We start from the raw sequence: 23,614 nt of genomic DNA, 5'->3' as shown, positions 1-23,614 counted from the left end.
GTCAGCGCAGGCCGAGCGCGGCCTCCGCTTTCGCGGTCGTCTCGTGGAAGTAGGCGGCGTTTTCCGGCAGCTTGATGTCCACGTCGTGGATGGGGATCAGTTCCTTCATCCGTGCCTTGCCTTCCGCTGACTCCAGCAGATGGGGGAAGCAGAGCTTCACCACCTCCAGCACGATGTGGACGCAGACGGAGGCTCCCGGGGAGGCTCCCAGCAGCGCGGAAATGCTGCGGTCTTCATCCGTGATGACCTCGGTTCCGTAGTGGACGATGCCGGCTTCGCCGTCGGTCTTCTTGATCGCCTGCACGCGGATGCCCGCGTCGATGAGCTTCCAGTCCTCCGCCTTCGCTCCGGGGTAGAAGACATGCAGGACCTCCATCCGGTCCGCCATGCTTTGGGTACCCTGTTGCACCAGGTATTGCACTAGATCCAGGTTGTGGATGCCGATCTTGACCAGCGTGGCGAGGTTGTGCGGTTTCACCGACAGCGGCAGGTCCAGGAAGCTGCCCTCCTTGTGGAGGAACTTCGTCGTCCATGCCGCGAACGGTCCGAAAAGGAGTGTCTTCTTTCCGTCGAGGATGCGGGTGTCCAGATGGGGCACCGCCATGGTCGGGGCTGCCTCCAGCGCCTGGCCATAGACCTTCGCCTGGTGCTTGCCGACGATCTCCGGATTCTCACAGACCAGCCATTGCCCGCCGATGGGGAATCCGCCGAGGCCCTTGCTCTCCGGGATGCCGGACTTCTGCAGCAGTGGCAGGCTGCCGCCACCGGCTCCCACGAAGACGAACTTCGCCGTGTTGGTGCGCTTCTTCCCGGTCACCAGATCCTTGATGGTAACCGTCCAGCGGTCGCCCTTCTTTTCCAGATCCGTGACCCGGTGGCTGACGGCGATGCCGCAGCCCGGTTGGTCCGCCAGCCAGCCCAGCAGCTTGCGGGAGATGTTGCCGAAGTTGACGTCCGTCCCGCTGTCCATCCGCGTGGCGGCGATGGGGATCTCCCCCCGCTCCTCCGTGAGCAGCGGCGACCAGCTCCCGATGGTGGCGGGATCCGTCGAATAAACCATGTCACCGAAGAAATGGTGGGCGGCCAGCCCGGCGTGGCGCGCCTTCAGGTAGTCCACCTGCTCCTGTCCGTGGACGAAGCTGATATGTGGCACCGGATTGATGAACTCCCGCGGCGCATCCACCATCCCGCTGGCGACGGCGTGGCCCCAGAACTGTTTGGTGTATTCGAACTGTTCGAAAATCTTGATCGCGTTCGCGACATTGACGCTGCCGTCCTTTTCACGGTGCGGCGTGTAGCTCAGCTCGCAGATGCCGGCGTGGCCGGTTCCCGCGTTGTTCCAGCCGTGGGAGCTTTCCTGCGCCAGCTCCGCCGTCACTTCATAGACCTGGATGGAAAGTTCCGGCTTCAGGCGCTTCAGCAGCGCGCCGAGGTTCGCGGACATGACGCCGCTGCCGATGAGGATGACATCCGGGTTTTCGATGTGTTGGGACTGCATGAAGGGTCGGGAATGGAAAGGGATTGCGGAAGGCACGGATTACGCCCCGGCAGGTGCGCTGCTTGCAAGTTTTCTCCGCTCCCGCACAGCCGCCGCCAGTCCTTCCAGGACCTCCACCGTCGTATCCCAGCCAATGCAGGCGTCCGTCACGGACTGGCCGTGGGTCATTTCTTCCCTGGTGGAGAGCTTCTGGCTTCCCTCGACCAGGTTGGATTCCAGCATGACTCCGGAAATGACAGTGGAGCCCGCGGAGATCTGCGCACAGAGTTCCTGCGCCACCACCGGCTGGTTGCGGTAGTTCTTCCGTGAGTTCCCGTGGGAGCAGTCCACCATCAGGTGGCGGGGGAAACACTGCGTGGCCAGGATGCCCGCGGTCTCGGAAATACTGTCCGCATCGTAGTTCGGGCCGCCCTGGCCGCCGCGCAGGATCAGGTGGCAGTCCTCGTTCCCCGTGGTGGACACGATCGCGGAGATGCCCTGCTTCGTCACCCCCAGGAAATGGTGGGGACGGGAGGCCGACTGGATCGCATCCAGCGCGATCTGGATGGAGCCGCCCGTTCCATTCTTGAAGCCGATGGGCATGGAAAGCCCGGACGCCAGCTCACGGTGGATCTGGGACTCCGTGGTGCGCGCGCCGATCGCCCCCCAGGAGATCAGGTCCGCCACATACTGCGGCGAGATGGTGTCGAGGAACTCGGTGGCGGCGGGCAGGCCGATGGTGGCCACGTCCAGCAGCAGCGCCCTGGCCGCGCGGAGGCCGTGGTTGATGTCAAAGCTGTCATCCAGATGCGGATCATTGATCAGACCCTTCCATCCGACAGTGGTGCGCGGTTTCTCAAAATAGACGCGCATGATCACCAGCAGATCCTCCGCCAGCCGGTCGGAGATTTCCTTCAGCTTCCACGCATACTCGATGGCGGCCTGCGGGTCATGGATCGAACACGGGCCGATGACCACGGCCAGACGGTCGCACTCACCTTTGAAGATCGCTGAGATCCCGCTCCGGGAGCGGGAGATGAGGTCCGCATGTTGTGCGGGGACGGGGAGATCATACTCCAGGATCGCGGGGGAAATGAGAGGCCGCGTGCCGGAAATGCGGAGGTCGGAGGTCTGGATCACCCGGGCAGGATAGGAGAGCTTCCCCGTCCCCCACAAGCCGATGGTGCCGATGAATCCGACTCTATTCCGAGTGGGTGCAAATTGCATCAATAATGCGGGCTTTTTGGGCGGACTGCACCGTCGGAGGTGAAGATATTGTTAGGTTGATTAATGTATAATCATCTTAAAGACAGTGATTTGTGTCATGTTTTCCGGGGCTGGCCGGAATCCTGCAACAGGAATGGAGAACTTACGAAAGGAGTAACCAATGTTACAGTGGACCATTACATTTCTCATCCTCGCCTTGATCGCGGGACTTTTAGGATTCGGTGGCGTGGCGGGTACCGCCGCCTCAATCGCCCAGGTGCTCTTTGTCATATTCCTCATCCTGCTGGTGGTTTCGGCGCTCAGCCGGGCATTGCGGGGTAAGAATCCATGAGACTGTCGGGAGACAGATCCTCATTCCAATACCCATGATAATCTCACGGCATCATCAGGGAGATGCCTGAAACAAAGGGGAGTGAACGATTCGGGAGGATTCGTTCACTCCCTCTTCCCTTTTCTGATACCCATACCCTCCTGCACCCACCCCGATGAAACTCCTGCCCAGCATCGCCACCGCCGTCATCTGCACCACCGCCGCCACCCAGGCCCAGGGACTCTATTCCCTGAATCCTTTCCCCGACAAGGACAGCGGCTACACGACCCTCTATTTCGACAACGACCTCTTCGGAGGCGATGACAAGGACTACACCAACGGCATCCGCCTTTCGTGGATTTCGGAAGACCGTCCGGTCGAGCGCCTTGGCCTGCAGCGGAACCTGCGGCGTTTCTCCGGCGATGATGAGAGTTACGGTGTTTTCAGGAAAATCACCGGCTTCAAGGATTCGTCGAAGGTGCACTACAACTACGGCTTCTCCCTCACCCAGTTGATGTTCACGCCGGAAGATCCCGCGCCTGCCGTGCAGCCCGCCGGGCAGCGCCGTTACGCCGGCTGGCTTGGCCTCGGCTTTTCCCTCCACGTGAAGGACGAGCACATCCTCAACTCCATCGAGTTCACTGTCGGCATGATTGGGCCGAACTCCCTTGCGGAGGAGTCCCAGGACACCATCCATGATCTCCGGGACATCGACAAATTCAACGGCTGGAATGACCAGGTGCCGAATGAGGTGACGGCGGACATCAGCTTCGTGCAGAAACGCCGGGCGGACTTTGTCGAGGTGGAGCGCGGAGCGTTCCGCATCGACGGCCTCACCGAATGGGGCGTGAGGCTGGGCACTTTCCGGACGGAGGCCCATCTGGGCGGGTTCTTCCGCGCCGGTTACAACCTTCCTCCTGACTTCTCGGATCCGCGGCTTTCCTCGACCGCCTATTCCCATCGCTACTTCGGCGGCGGCGGTGACTATCAAGGCCACTGGTCCATCTACACGCTTTTCGGCGCGACGGTCCGTGGGGTGGCCCATGACGCGACGCTGGATGGTCCGGTCTTCCGGGATTTCGACACGGGGAATCATCGCAGGCCCTTCGTGGCGGAGGCATTCTGCGGCCTGGGCATCCGCTACCGCCTCGTCGAGCTGAGTTATGTCCACACCTGGAGGACCAGGGAATACCGCGAGCAGGAAGGGCACGCCGACTTTGGGACGGTGGCCGTCCGTGTGAAGTTCTGAGGGATCACCGTGTGGCTGGGCCATCCTGGCCCAGGCCGTTGCCGGAGCATCCTGCTCCGCCACGGAACGGTCACTGGTCACTGGTCCACTGCTGACGCCCCCGAAGCGGGCATCCCATGAACAACTCCGGCTTGGTCCCACCATGCCGGTGCGGCATCATCCATCCATCGCGGAACCTCCTGCCCGGAGAGTTCGCCGGCGAGCTGGTCCGCTTTCCATGACATTGCGGGGAACCCGGCCGAGTTCCATCCCCCTACCTCGACAACAGCACGGGGGGCAACCGAGTGGCAGGGGCTAGGTCCGCACGCCACCCTAAACAAGGTGCGGAGGGTCACCCTCTTCCACAACTCCATGCAGGCAGGTCACTGTCCCATGGGGGGAGGGGGGGTATTGCCCGAGGAGTGCTTTCCATCCGTGTCGATCCCCGCCTTTTCCCCCGCACATACCCCCGATTCAAAAAAGAGCCCCCGATTCAAAAAACCCGCGTCCTTGCCTTTTCGTGCCCTGTGCATGCACATTGCACGCCCATCCGGGCTGGTGCGGGGGAGGGAGCGGTCAGGCGGAAGTTCGATGGGTTTGAGGGACAGCCGCTTGTGGCCGCTTCCGGGTTCGTGGCACGGGGTATGCGATTTGGTCCATGGAATTTGTCCCCGATGATGCCATGAAAACGAATACAGCAGAAAACCACGCCCGTTGGATGGCGGTGGCCATGATCAGCACGGCTTTTGCTTCCGCCACTCCGGAGATGGCTCCGGGAACACCCGGCGAGATTTCCGAATACATCCAGATGGAGATCTCCTCCGACACCCGCATGGACGGGACGAAGGTGTCCGCCACCATGCGCGACGGCATCGCCATCCTTACCGGCAACGTCGCGACGCTGGATCAAGCGGAGCGCGCCGCCGAACGGGCGATGTCGGTCGTCAAGGTCCGCGCCGTCGTGAACGAACTGAAGATCGGTGGCACCACCACCACGGATGATTCCGTAAAGGCCGCCGTACTCACCGCTCTCGGGAAGAACAAGGCGCTCGATGCCAGCCGCATCACTGTGAACGTGGAGGGCGGGAAAGCCGTCCTCGGCGGTGCCGTGGGCACATGGGATGAGCAGGAAATCGCCCGTGAGACGGTGTCCAGGGTTCCCGGAGTGACGGTGATCGAGAACAAGACCGAAGTCACTTTCGACGGCATCCGCAGCGACGACCAGATCGCGGATCAACTGCGCCAGTTGATAGCGAATGATCCGCTCTGCGATGGACTCGCGCTCTCGGTTTCCGTGAAGGAGGGGGTCGTGAGGTTGAAAGGTGAGCTGGGCAGCAGGGGGGAGTATGACCGCCTCGTGCGCCGCTCCTCCGTCACCGGTGTGTTCGAGGTGAACGCGGACCGTCTCACCATCAACTCCGACCTCAAGATGGAAGCGGTGGAGGACAAGGACTTCACTCCGGAACAGATGATGGCCGCGCTGGACGATGCCATGGCGGCGGACCGCCGCATCGATGCGGGTCTGGTCAACAGCGAGCTTGCCGACGGAGTGGTGACACTCACCGGGCAGGTTCCAGCGGAGGAAATGAAAACCGCGGCGGAGTCCACGGCGCGTGGTGTCCCGGGCGTGATGGCGGTGAACAACCTCATCCGTGTCGGGGAGACGCAGCGCCCGCTCGTTTCCGTGAACGCTCCGGTGGTCACTCCCCGCCGGTGAGCGCTTCTTCCGCCGCGGATGCCCATGCCTCCACCAGAGTGGGATGGTAGTGCGGCACCGCGGCGTATTCCTCCAGCGTCATTCCCCGGGAAATCGCCACCTGGATGGCATGGGAGGTTTCCAGCACCTCCGGCCCCGCCGCCGCCGCGCCGATGATCCGGTGGGACTCCGCCTCCGCGATGACCTTGACGAAACCATGCCGCGACCCGGCGATCATTCCCTTTCCCTGGTCGTTGTAGTCGATCCTGCCGGTGAGGATTTTGATGCCTTTCTTCCCGGCTTCTTTCACACCCGTCCCGATCTCCACGCACTGCGGCTCGGTGAACAGCCCGACCATCGCCGTTTCCGGACTCCATTCATGGGAAAGCTCCGAGTGGCCGTCCCGGATGATGCGTTCCGCGTTGCGGGCCGCGACCGCTCCCTGGATGACGGCGAGATGCACCACCGCGAACGGACTCGCACAGTCCCCCACCGCGAAGACATGCGGCAGGGAGGTCGAGCACCGGTCGTCGATGAGGATCCGCTTGCGGTCCATGGCGATGCCCACCTTCTGGAAGCCGAAGCCGATCGTGTTCGGAACCCGGCCGGTGGCGATCAGCAGGGCATCCACGGTCAGCGTTTCCTTTCCCGTCAGTGACAGATGGAATTTCCCGCCCCTGTGCTCCACGTGGAAGATCTCCGTCTTCTTCAGGAATGTGATGCCGCGTTCCGTGCTCTCCGACTCGATGGCTTCCGCGATGTCATCGTCAAAGTGGCTGAGGATCCTCTCGCCGCGGACCAGGACGGTTACGCGGCTGCCAAGTCCTTCGAAGAGATGGGCGGCCTCCATCCCGATCGCGCCGTGCCCCACGACGGCGATGGTCTCCGGAAGGTCCGGGATCTGGATCATCTCATCGCTCGTCCAGTAGGGTGTGCCTTCCAGCCCTTCGATCTCCGGGATCTCCGGCTTTGATCCGGTGGCGATGATGAAGGCCTTGGCCTGGAGGCGTTGCTTGGTTTCCGCCAGTTCCAGCTCATGGGCGGAGACCAGCATCGCCGTGCCGCGGATCAGTTCGTAGTCCGCATTCTCCATCTGCTCCCTGCGGTATTCGCGGAAGTCCTTCAGGAGCACATCCGCGCGTTCGCGGAGCCGTTTGATGTCCAGCACCGGAGCGTCCGCAATGATCCCGAAGCGTTCCGCCTCACGGATGGCGCGCATCCGGTTGGCGGTCTCGATGATCGCCTTCGACGGCATGCAGCCGCGCAGGATGCAGAGGCCGCCGAGCGGGCCGGGTGCCTCCACCAGCGCGCAATTCAGGCCCAGTTCCGCTGCGGTGGATGCCGCGGAGTGACCGGCGCTTCCGCCGCCGATGACGATGAGATCGTATTTCATTCGGAATCTTCGGGTGGGATGACGGCAATTTCATCCGTAACGGAATCTTCGCAATCCTTCCATCCATCCTGGCCACGTTCGAAGCGGGAAGTCGATGTGGGAATGAAGCTTTCCCCGATGAACCGCCAAACCGTGATCTCCATCATCGCCGCGGTGAAGCGGATCTCATGGAACCCTTGTGGCTCCCCTTGCAGACGGGTGGAACAGACGGTCGGAGCCTGGGAGACGACACATTTCCAACCCTCCAGCACTCCCGCGGTGGCGAGCTGCGAGCGGTGGAAATGTCCGCAGAGAACGAGATCCACCCGCGCGTCATCGACCGTCTGGAGCAGGTCGGGCAGCGGCTTCACCACCACCCTGTTGTATCCGGGAGGGGCCAGCAGCGGGTGGTGGAGGGTGAGGATGCGGAAGGGGTTTTCCCCGCCTTCCTGGAACCGCGACACACAGCGGGCCAACTGTTCCCTGGAAAGGATGCCTTCCGACCAGTCCGCGTGGAAGCCGAACGCACGCGTGCTGTTCAGGCTGACGATGTGGAAGTCCGCCGCGCGGTGGACGGGTTCCAGATCCCTGCCGAACGACCGCGAATACCGCCGGAAGGGCCGGAAAAAACGGTCGAACGGTTGGTTGGTGGCGGGGATGTCATGATTGCCCGGGATCACCAGCAGCGGACCGGGGATCGTCGAGACGAAGTTGTAGGCCGCCTCCAGTTCGGTCCGCCGGGCACGCATGGTGAGATCCCCGCTGAGAACCGTGAAGTCGTAGGCATGGGACCGGGCGTGGCTCAGGAAAGCTTCCGCCGCGGCGGTGCTCACCGCGCCGAAATGGGGGTCGGAGAGGTGGAGGAGCCGTGTCATCGTCAGGTATCTCCGGAGTCAGCGAGATGTTCCGCGGTCGTGAGGACCACCAGCCGTTCAGGCAGGATGTCCAGCCGGATGGGCAGGGAAAGGCGGATGATTTCCCCGTCCAGCATGACGGTGCAGTGCTTCCTGCCGCGGGCATGCAGTTCCAGCGAGCGCGCCTTGATGATCTTCAGCTCCGCGTTCTCCTCATGTCTTCCCAACAGATAGTCGAGCATCGCCCTCACGGCGGAGGAGGCCTTCCGGTGCGTGCCGATATAGCCGGTCAGCGTGCCGGAACGGAAGTCCGTGCGTGCCGGGACGATGCCCGTGGTGGAGCGGTATTTCCCGGGAACAAAGGCGGAGAACTTCGTGCGCGCCCGCCCGGAGGCATCCTCCCCCGACCACTCCAGGGAGAGCGGGCGGGCACGGGCGAAGATCTTCGGCACCCCGGTGATCAGTTTGAGAGTCTTCCTCCACCACCGGCCGCCGTGGTCCCGTTTCTCGAAGAAACTGGAGAACTCCGGGTAGAAGCCGAGGATGGTGGTGCAGAGGCAGGCACGGCCCGACACCATCAGCACGTCGATGGGGATGGCCTGCGCCCCGGCGAGGAACTCCGCCGCCTCCCTGATGTCCAGTGGTACCCCCAGGTCGCGTGCGGCGAGGTTGAATGTCCCCATGGGCAGGATGCCCAGCGCGATGCCGGTGCCACCCAGCAGCCCGGCGGCGGTGGAAACCGTGCCATCCCCGCCACCCACGATGATCGCGTCCGGCCTGTCCGCCACGGCCTTTTTGATCTCATCCTCCACCCGTTCAGGGTCGATCACGTGGGCGAGGAGCTGATGCCCTTGCCCGCGGAAAATTTCCTGCACCGTCTGGCAGACATCCGATGCGAGCAGGCCTCGTTCGTTGCCACCTGCGGCGCGGTTGAGGAGGAGCACGCATTTCATCATGTCGGGGAGGTGCTGGAGCGGAAGGCGAGCGCGGCCAGAGAGGAGCGTATGAGGCTCTCCCCGGCGCCCGGTGATTCATCGTCCGGAGGATTGAGGATGGATTCCAGGACCTTGATCCAGACGGTCGTGCCATGGTGGTGGGGGGAGTCGGAGCGCGCGTGCTCCAGAGCCAGCGGGACGTCGCCCCTGCGGATGGCCCCCACCGTGCGGGAGGTCGGCGTATCCGGTGGGGCCAGCACGTAATCGACCACCTCCCGCAGATCCACCGGACGGACGGGCTTGAGCAGGAAGTCCGGCACCCGGTGCTGGATCGCGCGGATCACCGCCAGCGGGGTGAGGGCCGCACTGCACAACACGATGGGAACCGTGTTGCCCGCCTCGCGCAGGGCTTCGATCACACCCAGCCCGTCGATGTCCGGCATGCGCAGGTCCAGGATGAGCAGGTCGTAGGAGGCGTTCTTCAGCCTGTCGAGTGCCTGCCTGCCCGTGGCGGCGGTGTCCACCTGAGTCGCACGGCTTGCCAGCGCATAGGAAAAACCCAGCCGCAGCGTGGGCTCGTCATCCACAACGAGCAAACGCCGCTGTGGCGGACCGGCGGCGTTTTCCTGATCAGGCGATGGGGACATCCAGGTAAAATTCCGTTTGGTTGCCGGCACGCTCCATCAGACCGATCCGGCCTTCATGGGCGCGCATGATTTCCCGTGAAATGAAAAGCCCCAGTCCGACGCCCTCATGCGGCTGGCCGGGTGCGCGGAAGAACCGTTCGAAGATCCTGCCCTGGCTTGCCTCGGGCACGCCCGGACCCCGATCGATCACGGACACCCTCAGAAACTCCGCCCCCTGCTTCGCACAGCGGAGCGTGATGGTCCCGCCGGGCGGGCTGTGCTTGATGGCGTTGGACACCAGATTGTTCATCACTTCGTCCAGGCGGATCGGGTCCGCCAGTGCGTCCGGCAGGGTGCTCTCCGGGGGTTCCACCTCGATGAGGCAGCCTTTCGCGGAGGCGGCGCCGTGGTAGAGGCGGACGGAGCGTTCCATGGTTTCCCGCATCGGCACCGGGACGCGCGAGAGCTGGGTGGTGCCGCCTTCCGCGCGGGAAAGGTCAAGCAGCGTGTTGAGGGTGACGAGGAGTCTTTCGCAGTCCTCGTTGGCGGACTCCACCATCTTGTGCTGCATCGCGTTGAGCGACTTTCCGCTCTCCTCCAGCAGGAGGTGGAGCACCATGCGGATCCCGGTGAGGGGGGTCTTGATCTCATGGCTGACCGTGGAGAGCAGGTTGGTCTTCATGTCGTCCAGCCAGCGGATGCGACTCACGTTGTGCAGGAGCACCGCCCAGCCGCAGCCTCCCTTGTCGTCATCCTCGGAAACGAAACGGAAAATACGGGGGAGGTAGTAGAACTCCTCTTCATGGATCCGGAAGAGAAGGGCCTCCCGCGGGTCTTCCGGCAGCAGGTGGGTGCCTGTCTTCCGGCATTCATCGAGGATGCGCTGGATCTTCAGCGGCAACCTTCCGGAGACCCCCAGATCCTCGGTCAGCTCCTCGGCCGCAGGGTTGATCTGCACGATGTTCGTGTCATCCCCCAGCACGAAGACGGGCGAAGGGATGGCCTCCAGGATCGCGCGGTTCACCAGGTTCGTCCGCATCAGGTGGTCATCCATCACGGACCGCCGCTGCTTCAGCTCCGCCGCCATGTCGTTGAAGGCCGTCACCACGGACCGGAATTCGCTGCCCTGGCCGGGTTCGGGCAGGTTCAGCTCGAAGTTTCCTTTCCGGATTTCATCGATCGAAAGCTGGAGCCGGCTGACGGGGTCCACCAGGTGGCGCATGAGCTGGAAGTAGATGATGAAGGCGATGGCGGTGCCCAGCAGCACCAGGGTGGAGACGAAGAGGTAGTTCTGCGTCGCGGTTTCCTTCGCTTCCCGCCCGGTGGAGAGGAGTTTCGTTTCCGCCATCTTGGCGATGCTGTCGGCCAGGTCGGTGATCCTCTGGGTCTGGTTGCTGATGGAGAACAGGATGCGGTCCTTTCCTTCATGATCCCGCGGCGGGTTGGTCAGGATACGTTCGTAGGTTTCCTTATAGGCCGCCACCGCCCTCGAAAGAGCCTCCTCCTTCATCTCCGACTCGTGGAGGATCTGGAGGCGCGCTGACAGTTCCGCGGAGTAGGTGTCATAGACCGTGCGGTCGGGGAGATCCGGCGCAGCCTGCACGGGACCCGTGAACAGGGGGATGTAGGTGGAGTTCAGTGTGGAGGTGATGGTCCTGAACCCGTTCGCCGTGCTGACGATCATGTAGTCGGAAGCAAGACGCTTGTCGAAGCGCTTGTTGGAATCACGCATCAGCAACAGTGCTGCGGCTCCGACCCCCCAGAGGAGGATGATGAGCGTCAGCAGGCCGAAGAACAGACGGAATCTTAACATTGCCGTGAGATGTCATTCGATCCCGTAACGCTTCCGTTTCCGGTAGAGCGTGGCCTTGTCGATGCCAAGGATCGACGCGGCATCCTGCAGGGACGGAGCCCATTCCAGGACACGCAGCAGGTGGGCCTGCTCGATCTCATCGATGGTGTGTTCGCCGCCGATGCAGAGGCCGGAGGCGGGGTCGCGGCTCGCGGTGTTCGCGGAGACCGGAGTGGGGCGGGGAAGATCCTCCGCTTCGATCTTGTTGCCGCGGGCCAGGATGGCGGCCCTTTCGATGGCGTTGCGGAGTTCCCGCAGGTTGCCCGGCCAGCCGTGTCTCATCAGTGATGAGCGGCCGTTCTCGCTGAACCCCTCCACCTTGCGCCCCATCTGCCCCGTGAAGAACGAAAGGTAGTCGCAGGCGAAACGATAGAGGTCGATGGGGCGGTCACGCAGCGAGGGCACCGTGATGCTGATGACGTTGAGGCGGTAGTAGAGATCCTCGCGGAAATGGCCTGCCGCGATCTGCGCGGGCAGATCCCGGTTGGTGGCGGCGATGACCCGCACGTTGGACGGTCGGACCTTGTTTTCCCCGAGGCGTTCGTACTCACGCTCCTGGAGGAGACGCAGCAGCTTCGGCTGGATCTCCATGGGAAGCTCGCCGATCTCATCGAGAAACAGCGTGCCGCCTTCCGCGGCGTGGACCTTGCCCCAGGTGTCTTTCACTGCGCCGGTGAACGATCCCTTCATGTGGCCGAAGAGGACGCTTTCGAGAAGCTCCTTCGAAAGGCTGGGGCAGCTCACTGTGACGAAGGGCTTGTCCCGCAGGTGGCTGCGGTCATGGACCTCCCGGGCGATGACGCTCTTGCCGGTGCCGCTCTCGCCGAGGATCAGGACGGAGGCATTGGTGGCCGCCGCACGGAAAAGGATGTCGAACTCCTCATGGGTCCTCTTGTCTTCGGAGGTGAAACGCAGGGGAGGCGAGGATTGCTTCGCTTCCGACTTCAGTTCCTGCACGGTTTCCTGGAGACGCACCACCTCGCCCTGGGTCTGGAGCGCTTTCTTCGCCTTGATCAGGATGGCCCGCAGTTGGTCCGGAGTGAATGGCTTCTCCAGATAGTCGAACGCCCCCAACTGGGTGGCCTTCACCGCCGTGGCGACCGATGCGTGGGCGGTGAAGATGGTCACCAACTGCCGCGGCTTCATCCCCAGTATTTTCTGGAGGATCTCCAGGCCGTCCTCGTCGCCAAGGCGGAGGTCGAGGAAGACCAGGTCAAAGTTTTCTTCTTTGACACGCCGCAGGCACGAATCGCCGTCTTCGGCGGTTTCGACATAGTGGCCCTCGGCTTCAAGAGCCAAGGAAGTGGTCAGGCGGATTGATTTTTGGTCATCGACGATCAGGATATCCATGCAAGGAGGGCTTCTGCTGTTGGTGGTCTCTACCAGTTTCCATGCCGTTGATGGAATTCGATGCAACCGACAGGTAATGAATGGAATATCATTTGTAGCAGGCTTCGTTTATGAAAGATTCTGTTGCATATTGCAACTAAATCCGAGGTCCCCGGCATAATGCAATGGACTGCGTAATCTCACCAACTTGCTGCAAATTGCAATTATAAGCCCTGCCCATTGGATAGATGATTTTCAATATTAATATTGAAAATCAATGGTTTGGGCATTGTGGGAGAGTTTGGCCTGATCAATGCGAGAAGGGATTTCACTATGAATCCTGTAGTCATCTCCAAAACCGCGGCAAACCAGCTTTCCAACTTCAACCGCACCCTCCTTTGCGGCTTTGCGCTCATGGTGACGGCAGCCTTCGCGCTGTCCACCACCTCCTGCGCAACGTCGAAGGGCTTCGGACGGGATGTGAAGAAAGTGGGTAACAAGATCGAAAACGCGGCCGACCGCACCGGCGGAGCCAACTGATCCTCAGCAAACATGGACGCTCCCGTCCATGTTCGCTGACGTAAGGCTAGGGACGGAAACGTCCGCGCGCCTTACCCTTTCCCGCCACTCAGAAGTGGCGGGAAATTTTTTCGACCGCAGCTTCGGCGGTCAGGCCATGGAGTGCCCGGAGGGTCTCCGGCTTGCCATGTTCGACAAACTCGTCCGGCCAGCCGATCCGTTCCACCGGGGTGTGGATCCCGGCACCGTGCAGATGCTCGATGACGGACGCGCCGAATCCGTTGAACAGGACATGGTCCTCGAAAGTGCAGACTACCTTGCAGCGCGAGGCGAAGGCTTCCAGCACCGCGGTGTCCAGCGGCTTGATGAAGCGGGGATTGATGAGTGCGACGGAAAGGCCTTTCGCCTCAAGCTCCAGTTTGGTGCGCTCCGCCATCTCGAACATCGTCCCCAGGCCGATGAGGGCCACATCCGTGCCCTCCGCCACGACCTCCGCTTTGCCTATCGGCAGGATCTCCGGTGTCGCGGCGATGGGTGTGCCCTTGATCACGCCCCGCGGGTAGCGGATGGCGGATGGACCGTCATCGTAGGCGGCCATCGTGTGGAGCATGTTGACGAGTTCATTCTCATCCTTCGGCTGCATGTGGATGAGGCCGGGGATGTGGCGCAGGTAGCCGATGTCGAAAAGCCCGTGGTGCGTGGGTCCGTCGTCTCCGGAAAGCCCGCCGCGGTCCATGCAGAGGCGGACCGGCAGTCCCTGCAGCGCCATGTCATGGATGATCATGTCATACGCCCGCTGCATGAAGGTGGAATAAATGGCCAGGAACGGGCGGAGACCCTCCGTCGCCATCCCGCAGGCGAACAGCGCGGCGTGTTCCTCCGCGATGCCCACGTCGAAATAGCGCTCCGGCAGCTCGTTTTTGAAGATGTCCAGCTTGGTCCCGCCCGGCATCGCCGCGGTGATGGCGACCACCTTCGGGTCCTTCTTCGCAAGGTCCGTCACCGTCCGCCCGAAGATCTCCGAGCAGGTGGGGGAGGTGGTGACATCCGTGGATCCGTCCTCGATCTTGTAGGCGCCCAGGCCGTGGAATTTCCCGGGGTTGTCGAGGGCCGGCTGGTAGCCACGGCCCTTCTCCGTGATGATGTGCAGCACCACCGGTTCCTGCAGCGTCTTCAGGTGCTCGAAGGTTTTGACCAGCAGCGGCAGGTCATGACCATCGATCGGTCCGAAGTAACGCAGGCCGAATTTTTCGAACAGCACGTTCGGGAACAGCAGGTTTTTCGCGCCTTCCTCGACCTTGTGGGCGAGCGACCGGATGGCCCGGCCGGCGACTTTCTCCACGAAGTCCGCCGCCTTTCCGCGGACCGCGGAATAGGTGGGATGAGTCTGGAGCGCATTGAAATAGCGGGCGATGGCTCCGACATTCTTGTCGATCGACCATTCGTTGTCGTTGAGGACGACGATGAACTTCCGCGTGGTCTCCGCGATGTTGTTGAGCGCCTCGAGGGTCGGGCCGCAGGTGAATGCGGCATCTCCGGCCACGGCGACGACATGGTTGCCGCCCCCGGTCAGATCCCTCGCGGCGGCCATCCCCAGCGCGGCGGAGAGGGCGGTGCCGGCATGTCCGGCTCCGTAGGCATCATGCTCGGACTCCGACCGCAGCAGGAAGCCGTTGAGGCCCTTGTAGGTGCGGATGGTGTGGATCTGCTCCGCCCGTCCGGTCAGCATTTTGTGGACGTAGCCCTGGTGGGCCACATCGAAGACGAACTTGTCCTCAGGGGTGGAAAACACCCGGTGCAGGGCGATGGACAGCTCCACCACTCCAAGGTTGGGACCCAGGTGGCCGCCGGTCCGGGAAAGCGAGGTGATGAGCGAGTGCCGGATCTCCTCCGCCAAGGCGGTCAGTTCGTCGTCGGCCAGGTGCTTGACATCATCCGGGGTGCGAATCGAGGAAAGCAACGGTCCGAGTGCCGGTGGCACGTCGGGCTTAGAAGAGGCGGATGTCGTCATCGTCGTCGGGATCGGCCGCGGAGCGGGCGGCACTGGCGGGCCCGGGAATGTGCGCGGGATCGTTGTCGGTTTCCAGTCCGATTTCCGCCTGATTTCGGAGGGTGATCAGCTCGATCCGGGATTTCGCCTCCTTGAGCAGGGATTCGCATGTGTTGAGCAGGGTTGTACCCTTCTCATAGTGCTCCACCAGCTCGCCCAGCGGGAGCTGGTCGTGCTCCATCGCTTCCACGATGGCCTCCAGGTCGCTGATGGCTTCCTCGAAGCTGGGGCCGGTCTGCGGCGGTGATGCTGGATTCTGCTTTGCCATCGGTTCAGCGGCCGGGTTCGGAGGTGGAGCGGATCGCGCGGTCGCTGTAGAAGATCATGTCCACACCGAACAGGGGCAGGGGATAGGGGTAGCGCTTGGCGATGCCTTCCAGCTTCGGGTCCTTGTCAAAGGTCCGCAGGCCGGAGGTGGAGGCGTAGGTCCGTCCGTCGATGACCAGCGAGGTGAAGTCCTGGTACTGTTGGTAGATCTCCGCGATGGAGCCGTGCTGGTTGGAGACGGGGGAGATCAGGATGCCGGTGAGCGGAGTCTGGGAATCCGCGGCGATGGTCTCGAATTTCTCGAAACCCCTCCGCGTGGTGGGCAGCCAGAGGCTCACCCGGTCCGCATACCAGGCCACGGCCCACGGTTGGTCCGCCACGACGATCTCGTTTTCCTTCACCACCTTCTTGAGGCCGATGTTGAGCGCGGGCGCGTAGTACGGCGGCCAGTGGGGGAGTCCCCCGCTGTCCCGCATGTTCATGCCGTTGATGACCTGGCGCGGCAGGATGATCATCATGGGCATCGCGCAAACGAGGACGATCACGTAGAGGTGTATGTTCCTCATGAACGGCGTGGTGTTCACCACGGGCAGGCGGGACCACAGGATCGACACGAAGGCGATCCCGTAGGCGGCCATGATGGGCGCGAACAGGAGGTGGAGCTGGTTGGGGTCCAGCCCCTCGCTGGAGACTCCGTAGAACGACAGCCCGATGGCGGTGGTCACCCACATCAGCAGGATCACCCAGCGGAAATTCGCGATCGGTGCGCGTTTGAAGGGGTGGAGCAGGGAAAGGAAGAACAACGGCGCCACCACGATGCCGGCCAGCAGCGGGATGATGTCCATGGTCTGCAGCAGCGTGGTGCGGACGATCTTCATCACCAGACCATCCGTCACGGCCGCCGCTTCGGTCAGGTCATGGCCGCGCATCACCGCTTCCTCGGTGCCCATGCCCACGCCATTGTAAAGGGTGAGGAAGGCCGCGCCGAACGGGGACTCCGTGATCCGGTAGGCGCGCAGCATCGGCCCGACCGCGGCGAGGATGATCAGCACGATGACCGCCGCGCCGATGACGCCGCGCGGGCGGAACGCGAGCGCCGCGTAGATGACATAGCCCAGGGCGATCCACACCGTCATCCAGTGGGTGAGCGCCAGCAGGGTGAAGAACACCCCGGCGATGAGGGCCGGGACGAAGGGGAGCCGTCCCTCCGCCTGGGCTTCCACCGCCCGGTAGGCGAAGTAGAGGGCGGAGGTGAAGAGCAGCAGCATCAGCATCTGCGGCAACCCGCTGAGCGAGAAGTCCCAGAAGGTCTGGCAGAAAAGCATGAGGATGGCCGAGACCGCGGCGATCTTCGGGTCGAAAATCCTCGTCACCAACAGGTAGGTGACCGCCATCGACATCAGGAAAAACAGCGTGGAGATGGCGGCGATGACCCGGTCCAGCGGGAATACCATCTCCTTTTCCTTCATCGGCCAGGCGTTGGGATCGTTCGCGCCGATCAGCCTCAGAACCACGGAGTTGACCAGCGGATTGAGGGGGGCGTGGTAGGTGTCCTTGAAGTCTTTCAGCGCGACGGTCTCGGAGAACCCTTTTGACGCCATGTCATAGGCGGCGGGGCTGACCATCTTGGTGGAGAACCCGTTGCCCCGCGCGATTTCACGGGCGATCTGCGCCTGCTCCATGCCCTTCGGGGCGTTCAGCCCCTTGAACAACGCGAAAAGGTTGGCGAAGGTGAGGATGATCAGCACCAGGATGAAAAGCGTGCGGCGGATCAGGATGCCTTTTTCCAGGACAGGGCGTTGGCTCATAGGTGGAGATGGAATTGGGGGTCGTCAGAAATTGAATTCCTTCAATTTGCGTTGGAGTGTGCGGCGGCTGATTCCCAGCAGTTCGGCGGCGCGGGTCCGGTTGTCACCCGCCGCGGCGAGGGCACCGCGGATCGCGTTGCTTTCGAGCGCATGCAAGTTGAAATCGGCAGGCGCGACAAGCGGGTTTTTGAGCAGCAGCGGCGCGTCCGCTTTCGGAATCGGCGCGGAATGAAGGAATTGGGGCAGATGGCGGACGTCGATGACGGGATCGTTGCTCATCACCACCCCGTGTTCGATGGCCGTGCGCAGCTCCCGGACGTTGCCCGGCCATGGGTAGGACAGCAGCAACTGCAGCGCCGCGTCCGTCAGCGGCTTTTTCGGGCGGTCGTTCTCCTTGGCGAACTCGCCCAGGAAGCTGTTCGCCAGCAGGACGATGTCTTCGCGCCGGGTTCTCAGCGGCGGCATCTCCAGTTTCACCACATTCAGGCGGAAATAGAGATCCTCGCGGAAATCCCCCTGCTCCACCAGGTCCCGGAGGTTCTTGTTCGTCGCGGTGATGACCCGCACATCCACCTTGATCGGCGTGTTGGAGCCGACCCGCTCGATCGTCCGCTCGGACAGCATCCGCAGCAGCTTCACCTGGGTGGGGGCGTCGATTTCCCCGATTTCATCGAGAAAGAGGGTGCCGCCGTCCGCCTGCTCGAACCTGCCGATGCGTTTCTGCGCCGCGCCGGTGAACGCGCCCTTTTCATGGCCGAAAAGTTCGCTCTCCAGCAGTTGCGGGGAAAGGGCCGCGCAGTTCACGGTGACCATTTTCCCGGAAGGCCGGCCGGACAGGTGGTGGAGGGTGTTCGCCACCACCTCCTTGCCGGTGCCGGATTCGCCTTCGATGAGAATGGTGGCGCGGGTGGGGGCCACCTGCCGGATCAGGTCGAACACCCGGTTCATCGCCGGGGATTTTCCGATCAATTTGTCGATCTTGTGGGCCTGCTTGACCTGGGTGACGAGCTGACGGTTCTCCGTCTCCAGCGTCCGTCCGCGCAGCGCGCGCTTCAGCAGCATCTCCACCTCGTCCAGGTTGAGCGGCTTGGTGACGAAGTGCCAGGCCCCGCGCCGCATGGCCTCCACCGCGGTGTCCACGGAGCCATAGGCGGTCATGATGAGGGAAACGGGCGGCTCCGGGAGCTTCTGCGCCATCTCCAGCAGGTCCATCCCGGAGTCCCCGCCCAGCCGCAGGTCGGTCAGCAGGAGCTGGATCGGCTCGGATTTCAGGATGGTCAGGGCTTCCTCCACCCCGGCGGCGGTATAGACATCGAACTCCTCCTCCAGCGCGCTGCGGAGGCCTTCGCGGGTGGCGCGTTCGTCATCGACGATGAGAAGGGTGGGGAGCATGGGTCAGAGGTCGATGGTGGGTGAGGCGAGCAACCGCGGGCTGCGGTCGCCGCGCGGCAGGTGGATGTGGATGCGGGTGCCGGAGTTCTCCTTGCTGTCGATCTCGATCTCCCCGCCATGCTCCCGGATGATCCGGCGCACGATGAGCAGCCCCAGGCCGGAGCCGGAGGATTTCGTCGTGCGGTAAGGCTCGAACAAGGCCCCCATGTGCTCCGGGGAAATGCCGGTGCCGTTGTCCTCGATGGTGATGACGAACTCGTATTCGGTGAACCGCGTGCGGATACTGATGCGGCCGTTCTGCCCGGGCAGCGCCTGGTAGGCGTTCCGGATCAGGTTGTAGAAGACCTGCTGGAACTGGCCGCCATCGACATTGGCGGGGGGCAGGAACTCCGCCAGGTCCAGCTCCACGGCGATGTTGCGGGACGCCAGTTCCGGCTCCAGCAGCTTCAGGGTTTCCTTCAGCAGGAAATGCAGGTCGCACCGCTCGCGGGTCGGCTTCGTCGGCCGCACGGCGTGGAGGAACTGCTTCAGGATGGTGTCCAGCCGCTGGATCTCCTCGCGGGCGGTCTTCAGGTTGTCCTCCAGCGGGCCGCGGTCACCCGGTGCCAGCTTCCGCAGCTTCCGCCCCATCAACTGGAGGTGGATGTCCAGCGAGTTGAGTGGATTCCCGATCTCATGGGCCACCCCCGCGGCCAGCAGGGTCAGCGCGTTGAGCCGCTCCGTCTCCAGCGTTTCCTCCGCCTCCGCCCGTGTGCTGGTCAGGTCGCGCACCAGCATCACGTGTCCCAGCGGCGCTCCGGAGTCCTCGATGGGCGCCAGATAGAAATTCAGGTAGCGGTGGTCCGGATAAAACACCTCCAGATCCCGGGAGACCGCATGCCCGGGCCGGGCGAGGCTGTCCCAGTCCAGCCCGCGGATCTGGCTGGCGATCAGCTCGCCGGTCGCCCGCTTCGGGTCCAGCCCGAAGAACTGGCACGCCGCCGTGTTCATGAAGTCCACCCGGCTTTCCGGATCCAGGATGATCACCCCTTCCCGCAGCGCCTCAAACACTTTTGTCAGCGTCCCCTTCTCCCGGATCAGGCGGGTCACCAGTTGGTGCACCTCCCCCGGATCCACGCTGTCCAGCCGGGAAACGAGTTTGTCGAGGAAGCCGGGTTTCACCTTTTTGGACGTTCGGTTATCGGTTAAGCAGGGGAATGGATCTCTTGCTGGTCATCTCGACGTTTCCTGATGAGGAAAAGGCGCGACAGATTGGCACGCTGCTGGTGGAAAAGCAACTGGCTGCGTGCGTGAATCTTCTGCCCGGCGTCACCTCCATCTACCGCTGGCAGGGAAAGGTCGAAACGGAGGGCGAAGTGATGGCCATTTTCAAAACCACCGCGGCGGGCTTCCCCGCGCTGCGGGATGAGCTGCTTTCCCTCCACCCTTATGATGTGCCGGAGGTTGTGGCCCTCCGCATCGAGGATGTCTCGGAAGCCTATGGCCGCTGGATCATGGCGGAGGTGAGAGGCTGAAGCTGGCTGGCCGCTGGGAGCGCCGGTCTTCAGACCGGCGATATGAAGCGAAGATGCCGGTCTGAAGACCAGCGCTCCCAGCCTCCGGAGGTCGGCGCGTTCCTTCCTCCTCAGCCACCCGCTTCCAGTGGCGTGGCCCCCACCAGCCGCACGCCTCCTTTCAGGAGTTCCAGCATGCGGCCGCGGAAGACGATGGCATCGGTGCTTTCCACGGCGGTGAGGTTGCGTTTCCAGAGGCCGTTTTCGGTTTCCGTCTGGTCGATGATGCTGCCGGGGCCGTAGTGGCGGTCTTCCTCCCCGGTGGCGGTGGCGGCGATGAGGCCTGACCGGACCATGAGGTAGGCACGGCAGACGTCGCCTTTTTCGATGAAGGTTTCGCCCGCTTCGAAGTGGACGGAGGGCATGGGGTCCGGGGTTGCGGCGACGGGCAGGGCGAGGTCGCGGGGAAAGAGCAGCTCGAAGGTCCAGTCGAAGATCACGCGGAGCTTCCGCGCGGTGCCGGGTAGTTTGGCCAGGTAGATGGTGCGCCACATCCACCAGGCGATGAAGCCGCTGAAGCGGTAGCCCATCACCTCCGCGACCGCTTCCCGTGAGCCGACGGTGGCGAGCTGCCCCATGTAGCGGTAGGTGAAAGGCGCGGGCTTTTCACCCTTCAGGACCGCGGCGATGTTGCGGCCGATCCGTTTGCCTTGGCGCGAAGCGAACTGGGCGGTGGGCGGGGAGGTCTTCATCTCCCCTTCATCGTCCCATGGGACGGCGGCGCAGTCGCCCGCCGCCCACAGGGTGGGATGCCCGGCGACCTGCATGGTGGGCAGGGTGGGGATGCGGCCTTTTTCCGGCTCGATGCCGAGCTGCCTGCACAGGTCCATGACGGCCGGGTTCGGGGCGTTGCCGATGCTGGAAATGATCGTGTGCGTGCCGATGAAGCTCGTCTGGTTGTAGGTGATCCTGCCTGCGGTCGCCTCGCTGACGCGGGAGTTGAGGATGATCTCCATGCCCCGCTTTTCGAGCACCCGCTGGGCATGGTCCCCGAGTTCCGGGCCGATCTCCTCCAACAGATGCGCGCGGCTGTGGATGAGGATCACCCGGGCGGGTGTGTCATTCAGGTTGGCGTAGAATTCCTTCGCGCCTTTCACCAGGTCGAGGATTTGTCCGGCGGTCTCCACCCCCGTGTAGCCGCCACCGACGATGGTGAACGTGAGCAGGCGTTTGCGCACGTCTTCATCACTGGCCAGGTTGGCCTCCTCCAGCCGGTTGATGATGGCGGAACGGATGCGGAGGGCGTCGGTCACGGACTTCATCGGCATCCCGTGTTCGGTCATGCCCGGCACCCGGCTCAGGTCGGTGATGCTGCCCAGAGTGACGACCAGATGTTCGAAATGGATGGTCTGGTTGCGGGTGAAGCGCCCGCCATCGACGATGACTTTTTTCCCCTGCCAGTCGATGTGCTGCACCTTCGCCTGGAGGACATCGACGTTGCGGCAGAACTGCCGGAGCGGGTGGACCACATCCTGCGGGGCCAGCGCGGAACCGGCGACTTCCGCCAGCATGGGGTGGAACACCATCGCGTTCCGTTCCGCGACCAGCGCCACTTCATCGACCGCCTCCGGGCCGAGGATTTTCCCGAGAGCCTTCGCGCAATACGCTCCGGCGAACCCGCCGCCGAGAACCAGGACTTTATAACGGAGCGGCTGGCTGGCTTCCACAGGGTCAGGCATCCCGCAGCCTAACAGGGAATCGCGTTTCCTCAATAGCGGGGAACTTCCGGATCCACCGTCAGGCTCCACAGCTCGATGCCGCCGTGCATGGAGAACGCGTTCGTGAAGCCGCGGGAGCGGAGGAAAAGCGCGGCACGCATGGACCTCATGCCGTGGTGGCAATAGACCACCACACCCCGTGCGGGATCGTCCGTCAGTGCACCGGCCCGCTCGGGAAATTCACCGAGCGGCACCCACTCGTTGCCGGGGATCCGGCAGATGGCCAGTTCCTCCGCCTCACGGCAGTCGATCAGGCGCGGCCGTTCGTTTTCCGGCAGATCGATCCAGGCGGCGACGGACTCCGGGGAAACTTCGGCGGTGGCTGCGGGATCGGGAAGCATGGTTCCGGAGCTCACTCCACGATCACCGGCGTGCCCATCTGGACGTTCTCGAAGAACTTGGTGGACATGTGGTGGGGCATCCGCACGCAGCCGTGGGAGGCCGCGTAGCCGGGGAGGTAGCCGGTGTGCATGCCGACACCGCCGTTGAAGCGCATGAAATTCGGCATCGGCGCACGGACGAAGGTCGCTCCGGCGGGGATCTTCTTCAGGCGGATGTCCACATCGTCATCGATGGTGTTGCCCGCGGCGTCCTTGAACACGCCATAGAGGGAGGAGCGGTGGTCCTTGCTTTTTTCGGTGATCTTGTAGGTGCCGGGAGGGGTGCCGTGGTCCTCGTCACCACTGGAAATCTTGGAAACGCCGACCAACTGGCCGCCTTTGTAGAAGAATGCCTTCTGCTGCGCGCGGTTGATTTTGACCAGCGGGGAGCCGACGACTCCGTCACCGTCCCAGTAGGAAATGTCGTCCGGGATGGCCGGCGGCTTGTGGTGGGGACCGCCGGAAGTCTGCCGGTGGATGGAGCCGCCGATGCCGGCCATATAGTCCGAACCGGGAGGCGCACCACCACCACAGGAGGTGAAGGCGAGTGCGGCGAGACAGGAAATGGAAAGCAAGGAGAGAAACTTCATGGCGGATCGGTTTTCCGCGCGGACCTTGGTCCGGACGGGGTGCTAGGTCAAGTGAACAGTCATCCCGGCCCGCTCAGGCCGGGGTTGCGCCATGGGAGGGAAATGGTAAGGATCTTATTCCAATTTATGCCGAATTACGATTACCAATGCGGGAAATGCGGACACACCTTCGAAGTGTTTCAAAGCATGAAGGACGCCAAGCTGGAGGATTGCCCGCAGGAGGGGTGTGACGGAAAGGTGAAGCGCCTCCTCGGCACCGGTGCTGGTCTGATTTTCAAAGGCGGCGGCTTCTACCAGACGGACTACCGTTCCGCTTCCTACCAAGCCGGCGCGAAAGCGGACAGCGGCTCATCCCCGGCGCCTGCCGCGAAATCCGAGTCCGCTCCTGCTCCGGCGCCCGCCGCTCCCAAATCCGGCGAGTGAGTCTCCGG

22 protein-coding genes are annotated in these 23,614 nt (G+C 63.1%); 6 read left to right on the top strand and 16 right to left on the bottom strand.

Translation table 11 applies throughout. The features are described from left to right. Position 1 precedes the first annotated feature (1 nt). Complete coding sequence (mqo, locus tag KF712_12715; protein MBX3741851.1) at positions 2 to 1,498, bottom strand: malate dehydrogenase (quinone); 1,497 nt, start codon at positions 1,496 to 1,498, stop codon at positions 2 to 4. Between the two features lie 39 nt (positions 1,499 to 1,537). Then, positions 1,538 to 2,617 carry a 3-deoxy-7-phosphoheptulonate synthase gene (locus tag KF712_12710; protein ID MBX3741850.1) on the bottom strand — a complete coding sequence of 360 codons (1,080 nt, stop codon included), beginning with the start codon at positions 2,615 to 2,617 and terminating at the stop codon, positions 1,538 to 1,540. 247 nt (positions 2,618 to 2,864) lie between these two features. Here KF712_12710 and KF712_12705 point away from each other — a divergent pair, with 247 nt between their 5' ends. The 3 genes from KF712_12705 to KF712_12695 all read left to right on the top strand — a co-directional run bounded on the left by KF712_12705 (position 2,865) and on the right by KF712_12695 (position 5,959). Further along, on the top strand, positions 2,865 to 3,035 hold the full coding sequence (locus KF712_12705) for a DUF1328 domain-containing protein (protein MBX3741849.1): 171 nt from the start codon (positions 2,865 to 2,867) through the stop codon (positions 3,033 to 3,035). A gap of 154 nt (positions 3,036 to 3,189) precedes the next feature. Continuing rightward, entirely contained in the window at positions 3,190 to 4,263 is a 1,074-nt protein-coding gene (locus KF712_12700) for a lipid A deacylase LpxR family protein (protein ID MBX3741848.1), read from the top strand. A 661-nt stretch (positions 4,264 to 4,924) separates the two neighbouring features. Next, complete coding sequence (locus tag KF712_12695) at positions 4,925 to 5,959, top strand: BON domain-containing protein (protein ID MBX3741847.1); 1,035 nt, start codon at positions 4,925 to 4,927, stop codon at positions 5,957 to 5,959. Here the strand turns inward: KF712_12695 and KF712_12690 are convergent. From KF712_12690 to KF712_12665, 6 genes are read right to left on the bottom strand one after another with little or no spacing between them, the layout of a single operon-like run. Next, positions 5,943 to 7,331 carry an NAD(P)/FAD-dependent oxidoreductase gene (locus tag KF712_12690; protein MBX3741846.1) on the bottom strand — a complete coding sequence of 463 codons (1,389 nt, stop codon included), beginning with the start codon at positions 7,329 to 7,331 and terminating at the stop codon, positions 5,943 to 5,945. The genes KF712_12695 and KF712_12690 overlap by 17 nt on opposite strands. After that, entirely contained in the window at positions 7,328 to 8,185 is an 858-nt protein-coding gene (locus tag KF712_12685) for a metallophosphoesterase (GenBank protein MBX3741845.1), read from the bottom strand. The genes KF712_12690 and KF712_12685 overlap by 4 nt, the downstream gene beginning before the upstream one ends. Before the next feature lie 2 nt (positions 8,186 to 8,187). Beyond that, positions 8,188 to 9,120, bottom strand: coding sequence for a hypothetical protein (locus KF712_12680; protein MBX3741844.1), 933 nt, complete (start codon positions 9,118 to 9,120; stop codon positions 8,188 to 8,190). Then, complete coding sequence (locus KF712_12675; GenBank protein MBX3741843.1) at positions 9,117 to 9,746, bottom strand: response regulator; 630 nt, start codon at positions 9,744 to 9,746, stop codon at positions 9,117 to 9,119. Before KF712_12675 ends, KF712_12680 begins: the two co-directional genes overlap by 4 nt. Continuing rightward, positions 9,730 to 11,538: a HAMP domain-containing protein gene (locus tag KF712_12670; GenBank protein MBX3741842.1), complete on the bottom strand. Its 1,809-nt coding sequence runs from the start codon at positions 11,536 to 11,538 to the stop codon at positions 9,730 to 9,732. Before KF712_12670 ends, KF712_12675 begins: the two co-directional genes overlap by 17 nt. A 12-nt stretch (positions 11,539 to 11,550) precedes the next feature. Continuing rightward, a complete protein-coding gene (locus KF712_12665) occupies positions 11,551 to 12,927 on the bottom strand; it encodes a sigma-54-dependent Fis family transcriptional regulator (protein ID MBX3741841.1) in 1,377 nt (458 codons plus the stop codon). 312 nt (positions 12,928 to 13,239) lie between these two features. On the opposite strand from KF712_12665, the gene KF712_12660 reads away from it, so the two are divergent. Then, on the top strand, positions 13,240 to 13,446 hold the full coding sequence (locus tag KF712_12660; protein MBX3741840.1) for an entericidin A/B family lipoprotein: 207 nt from the start codon (positions 13,240 to 13,242) through the stop codon (positions 13,444 to 13,446). An 88-nt stretch (positions 13,447 to 13,534) separates the two neighbouring features. Here the strand turns inward: KF712_12660 and dxs are convergent, their stop codons facing one another. Genes dxs through KF712_12635 form a run of 5 tightly spaced genes read right to left on the bottom strand, consistent with a single transcriptional unit; the run spans position 13,535 to position 20,103 of the window. Further along, positions 13,535 to 15,436, bottom strand: coding sequence for a 1-deoxy-D-xylulose-5-phosphate synthase (gene dxs, locus KF712_12655; protein ID MBX3741839.1), 1,902 nt, complete (start codon positions 15,434 to 15,436; stop codon positions 13,535 to 13,537). Beyond that, on the bottom strand, positions 15,414 to 15,743 hold the full coding sequence (gene xseB / locus KF712_12650; protein ID MBX3741838.1) for an exodeoxyribonuclease VII small subunit: 330 nt from the start codon (positions 15,741 to 15,743) through the stop codon (positions 15,414 to 15,416). The genes dxs and xseB overlap by 23 nt, the downstream gene beginning before the upstream one ends. Positions 15,744 to 15,747: 4 nt before the next feature. After that, entirely contained in the window at positions 15,748 to 17,550 is a 1,803-nt protein-coding gene (locus KF712_12645) for a glycosyltransferase family 39 protein (GenBank protein MBX3741837.1), read from the bottom strand. Positions 17,551 to 17,574: 24 nt separating this feature from the next. After that, complete coding sequence (locus KF712_12640) at positions 17,575 to 18,942, bottom strand: sigma-54-dependent Fis family transcriptional regulator (protein ID MBX3741836.1); 1,368 nt, start codon at positions 18,940 to 18,942, stop codon at positions 17,575 to 17,577. Between the two features lie 3 nt (positions 18,943 to 18,945). Further along, a complete protein-coding gene (locus KF712_12635) occupies positions 18,946 to 20,103 on the bottom strand; it encodes a PAS domain-containing protein (GenBank protein ID MBX3741835.1) in 1,158 nt (385 codons plus the stop codon). A 35-nt stretch (positions 20,104 to 20,138) separates the two neighbouring features. On the opposite strand from KF712_12635, the gene KF712_12630 reads away from it, so the two are divergent. Next, a complete protein-coding gene (locus KF712_12630; GenBank protein ID MBX3741834.1) occupies positions 20,139 to 20,456 on the top strand; it encodes a divalent-cation tolerance protein CutA in 318 nt (105 codons plus the stop codon). Between the two features lie 110 nt (positions 20,457 to 20,566). Here KF712_12630 and KF712_12625 read toward each other — a convergent pair whose 3' ends face one another. The 3 genes from KF712_12625 to KF712_12615 are packed head-to-tail and all read right to left on the bottom strand — an operon-like array spanning position 20,567 to position 23,183. Continuing rightward, positions 20,567 to 22,174 carry an FAD-dependent oxidoreductase gene (locus tag KF712_12625; GenBank protein MBX3741833.1) on the bottom strand — a complete coding sequence of 536 codons (1,608 nt, stop codon included), beginning with the start codon at positions 22,172 to 22,174 and terminating at the stop codon, positions 20,567 to 20,569. Between the two features lie 29 nt (positions 22,175 to 22,203). Next, a complete protein-coding gene (locus KF712_12620) occupies positions 22,204 to 22,554 on the bottom strand; it encodes a hypothetical protein (GenBank protein ID MBX3741832.1) in 351 nt (116 codons plus the stop codon). Between the two features lie 11 nt (positions 22,555 to 22,565). After that, on the bottom strand, positions 22,566 to 23,183 hold the full coding sequence (locus KF712_12615; GenBank protein ID MBX3741831.1) for a L,D-transpeptidase family protein: 618 nt from the start codon (positions 23,181 to 23,183) through the stop codon (positions 22,566 to 22,568). 126 nt (positions 23,184 to 23,309) lie between these two features. On the opposite strand from KF712_12615, the gene KF712_12610 reads away from it, so the two are divergent. Then, positions 23,310 to 23,606 carry a zinc ribbon domain-containing protein gene (locus KF712_12610; protein MBX3741830.1) on the top strand — a complete coding sequence of 99 codons (297 nt, stop codon included), beginning with the start codon at positions 23,310 to 23,312 and terminating at the stop codon, positions 23,604 to 23,606. The last annotated feature ends 8 nt before the right edge of the window (positions 23,607 to 23,614 follow it).

The organism is Akkermansiaceae bacterium, from assembly GCA_019634595.1.
Taxonomy (GTDB): domain Bacteria; phylum Verrucomicrobiota; class Verrucomicrobiia; order Verrucomicrobiales; family Akkermansiaceae; genus Luteolibacter.
This window is presented reverse-complemented; position numbering and strand designations above follow the sequence as displayed.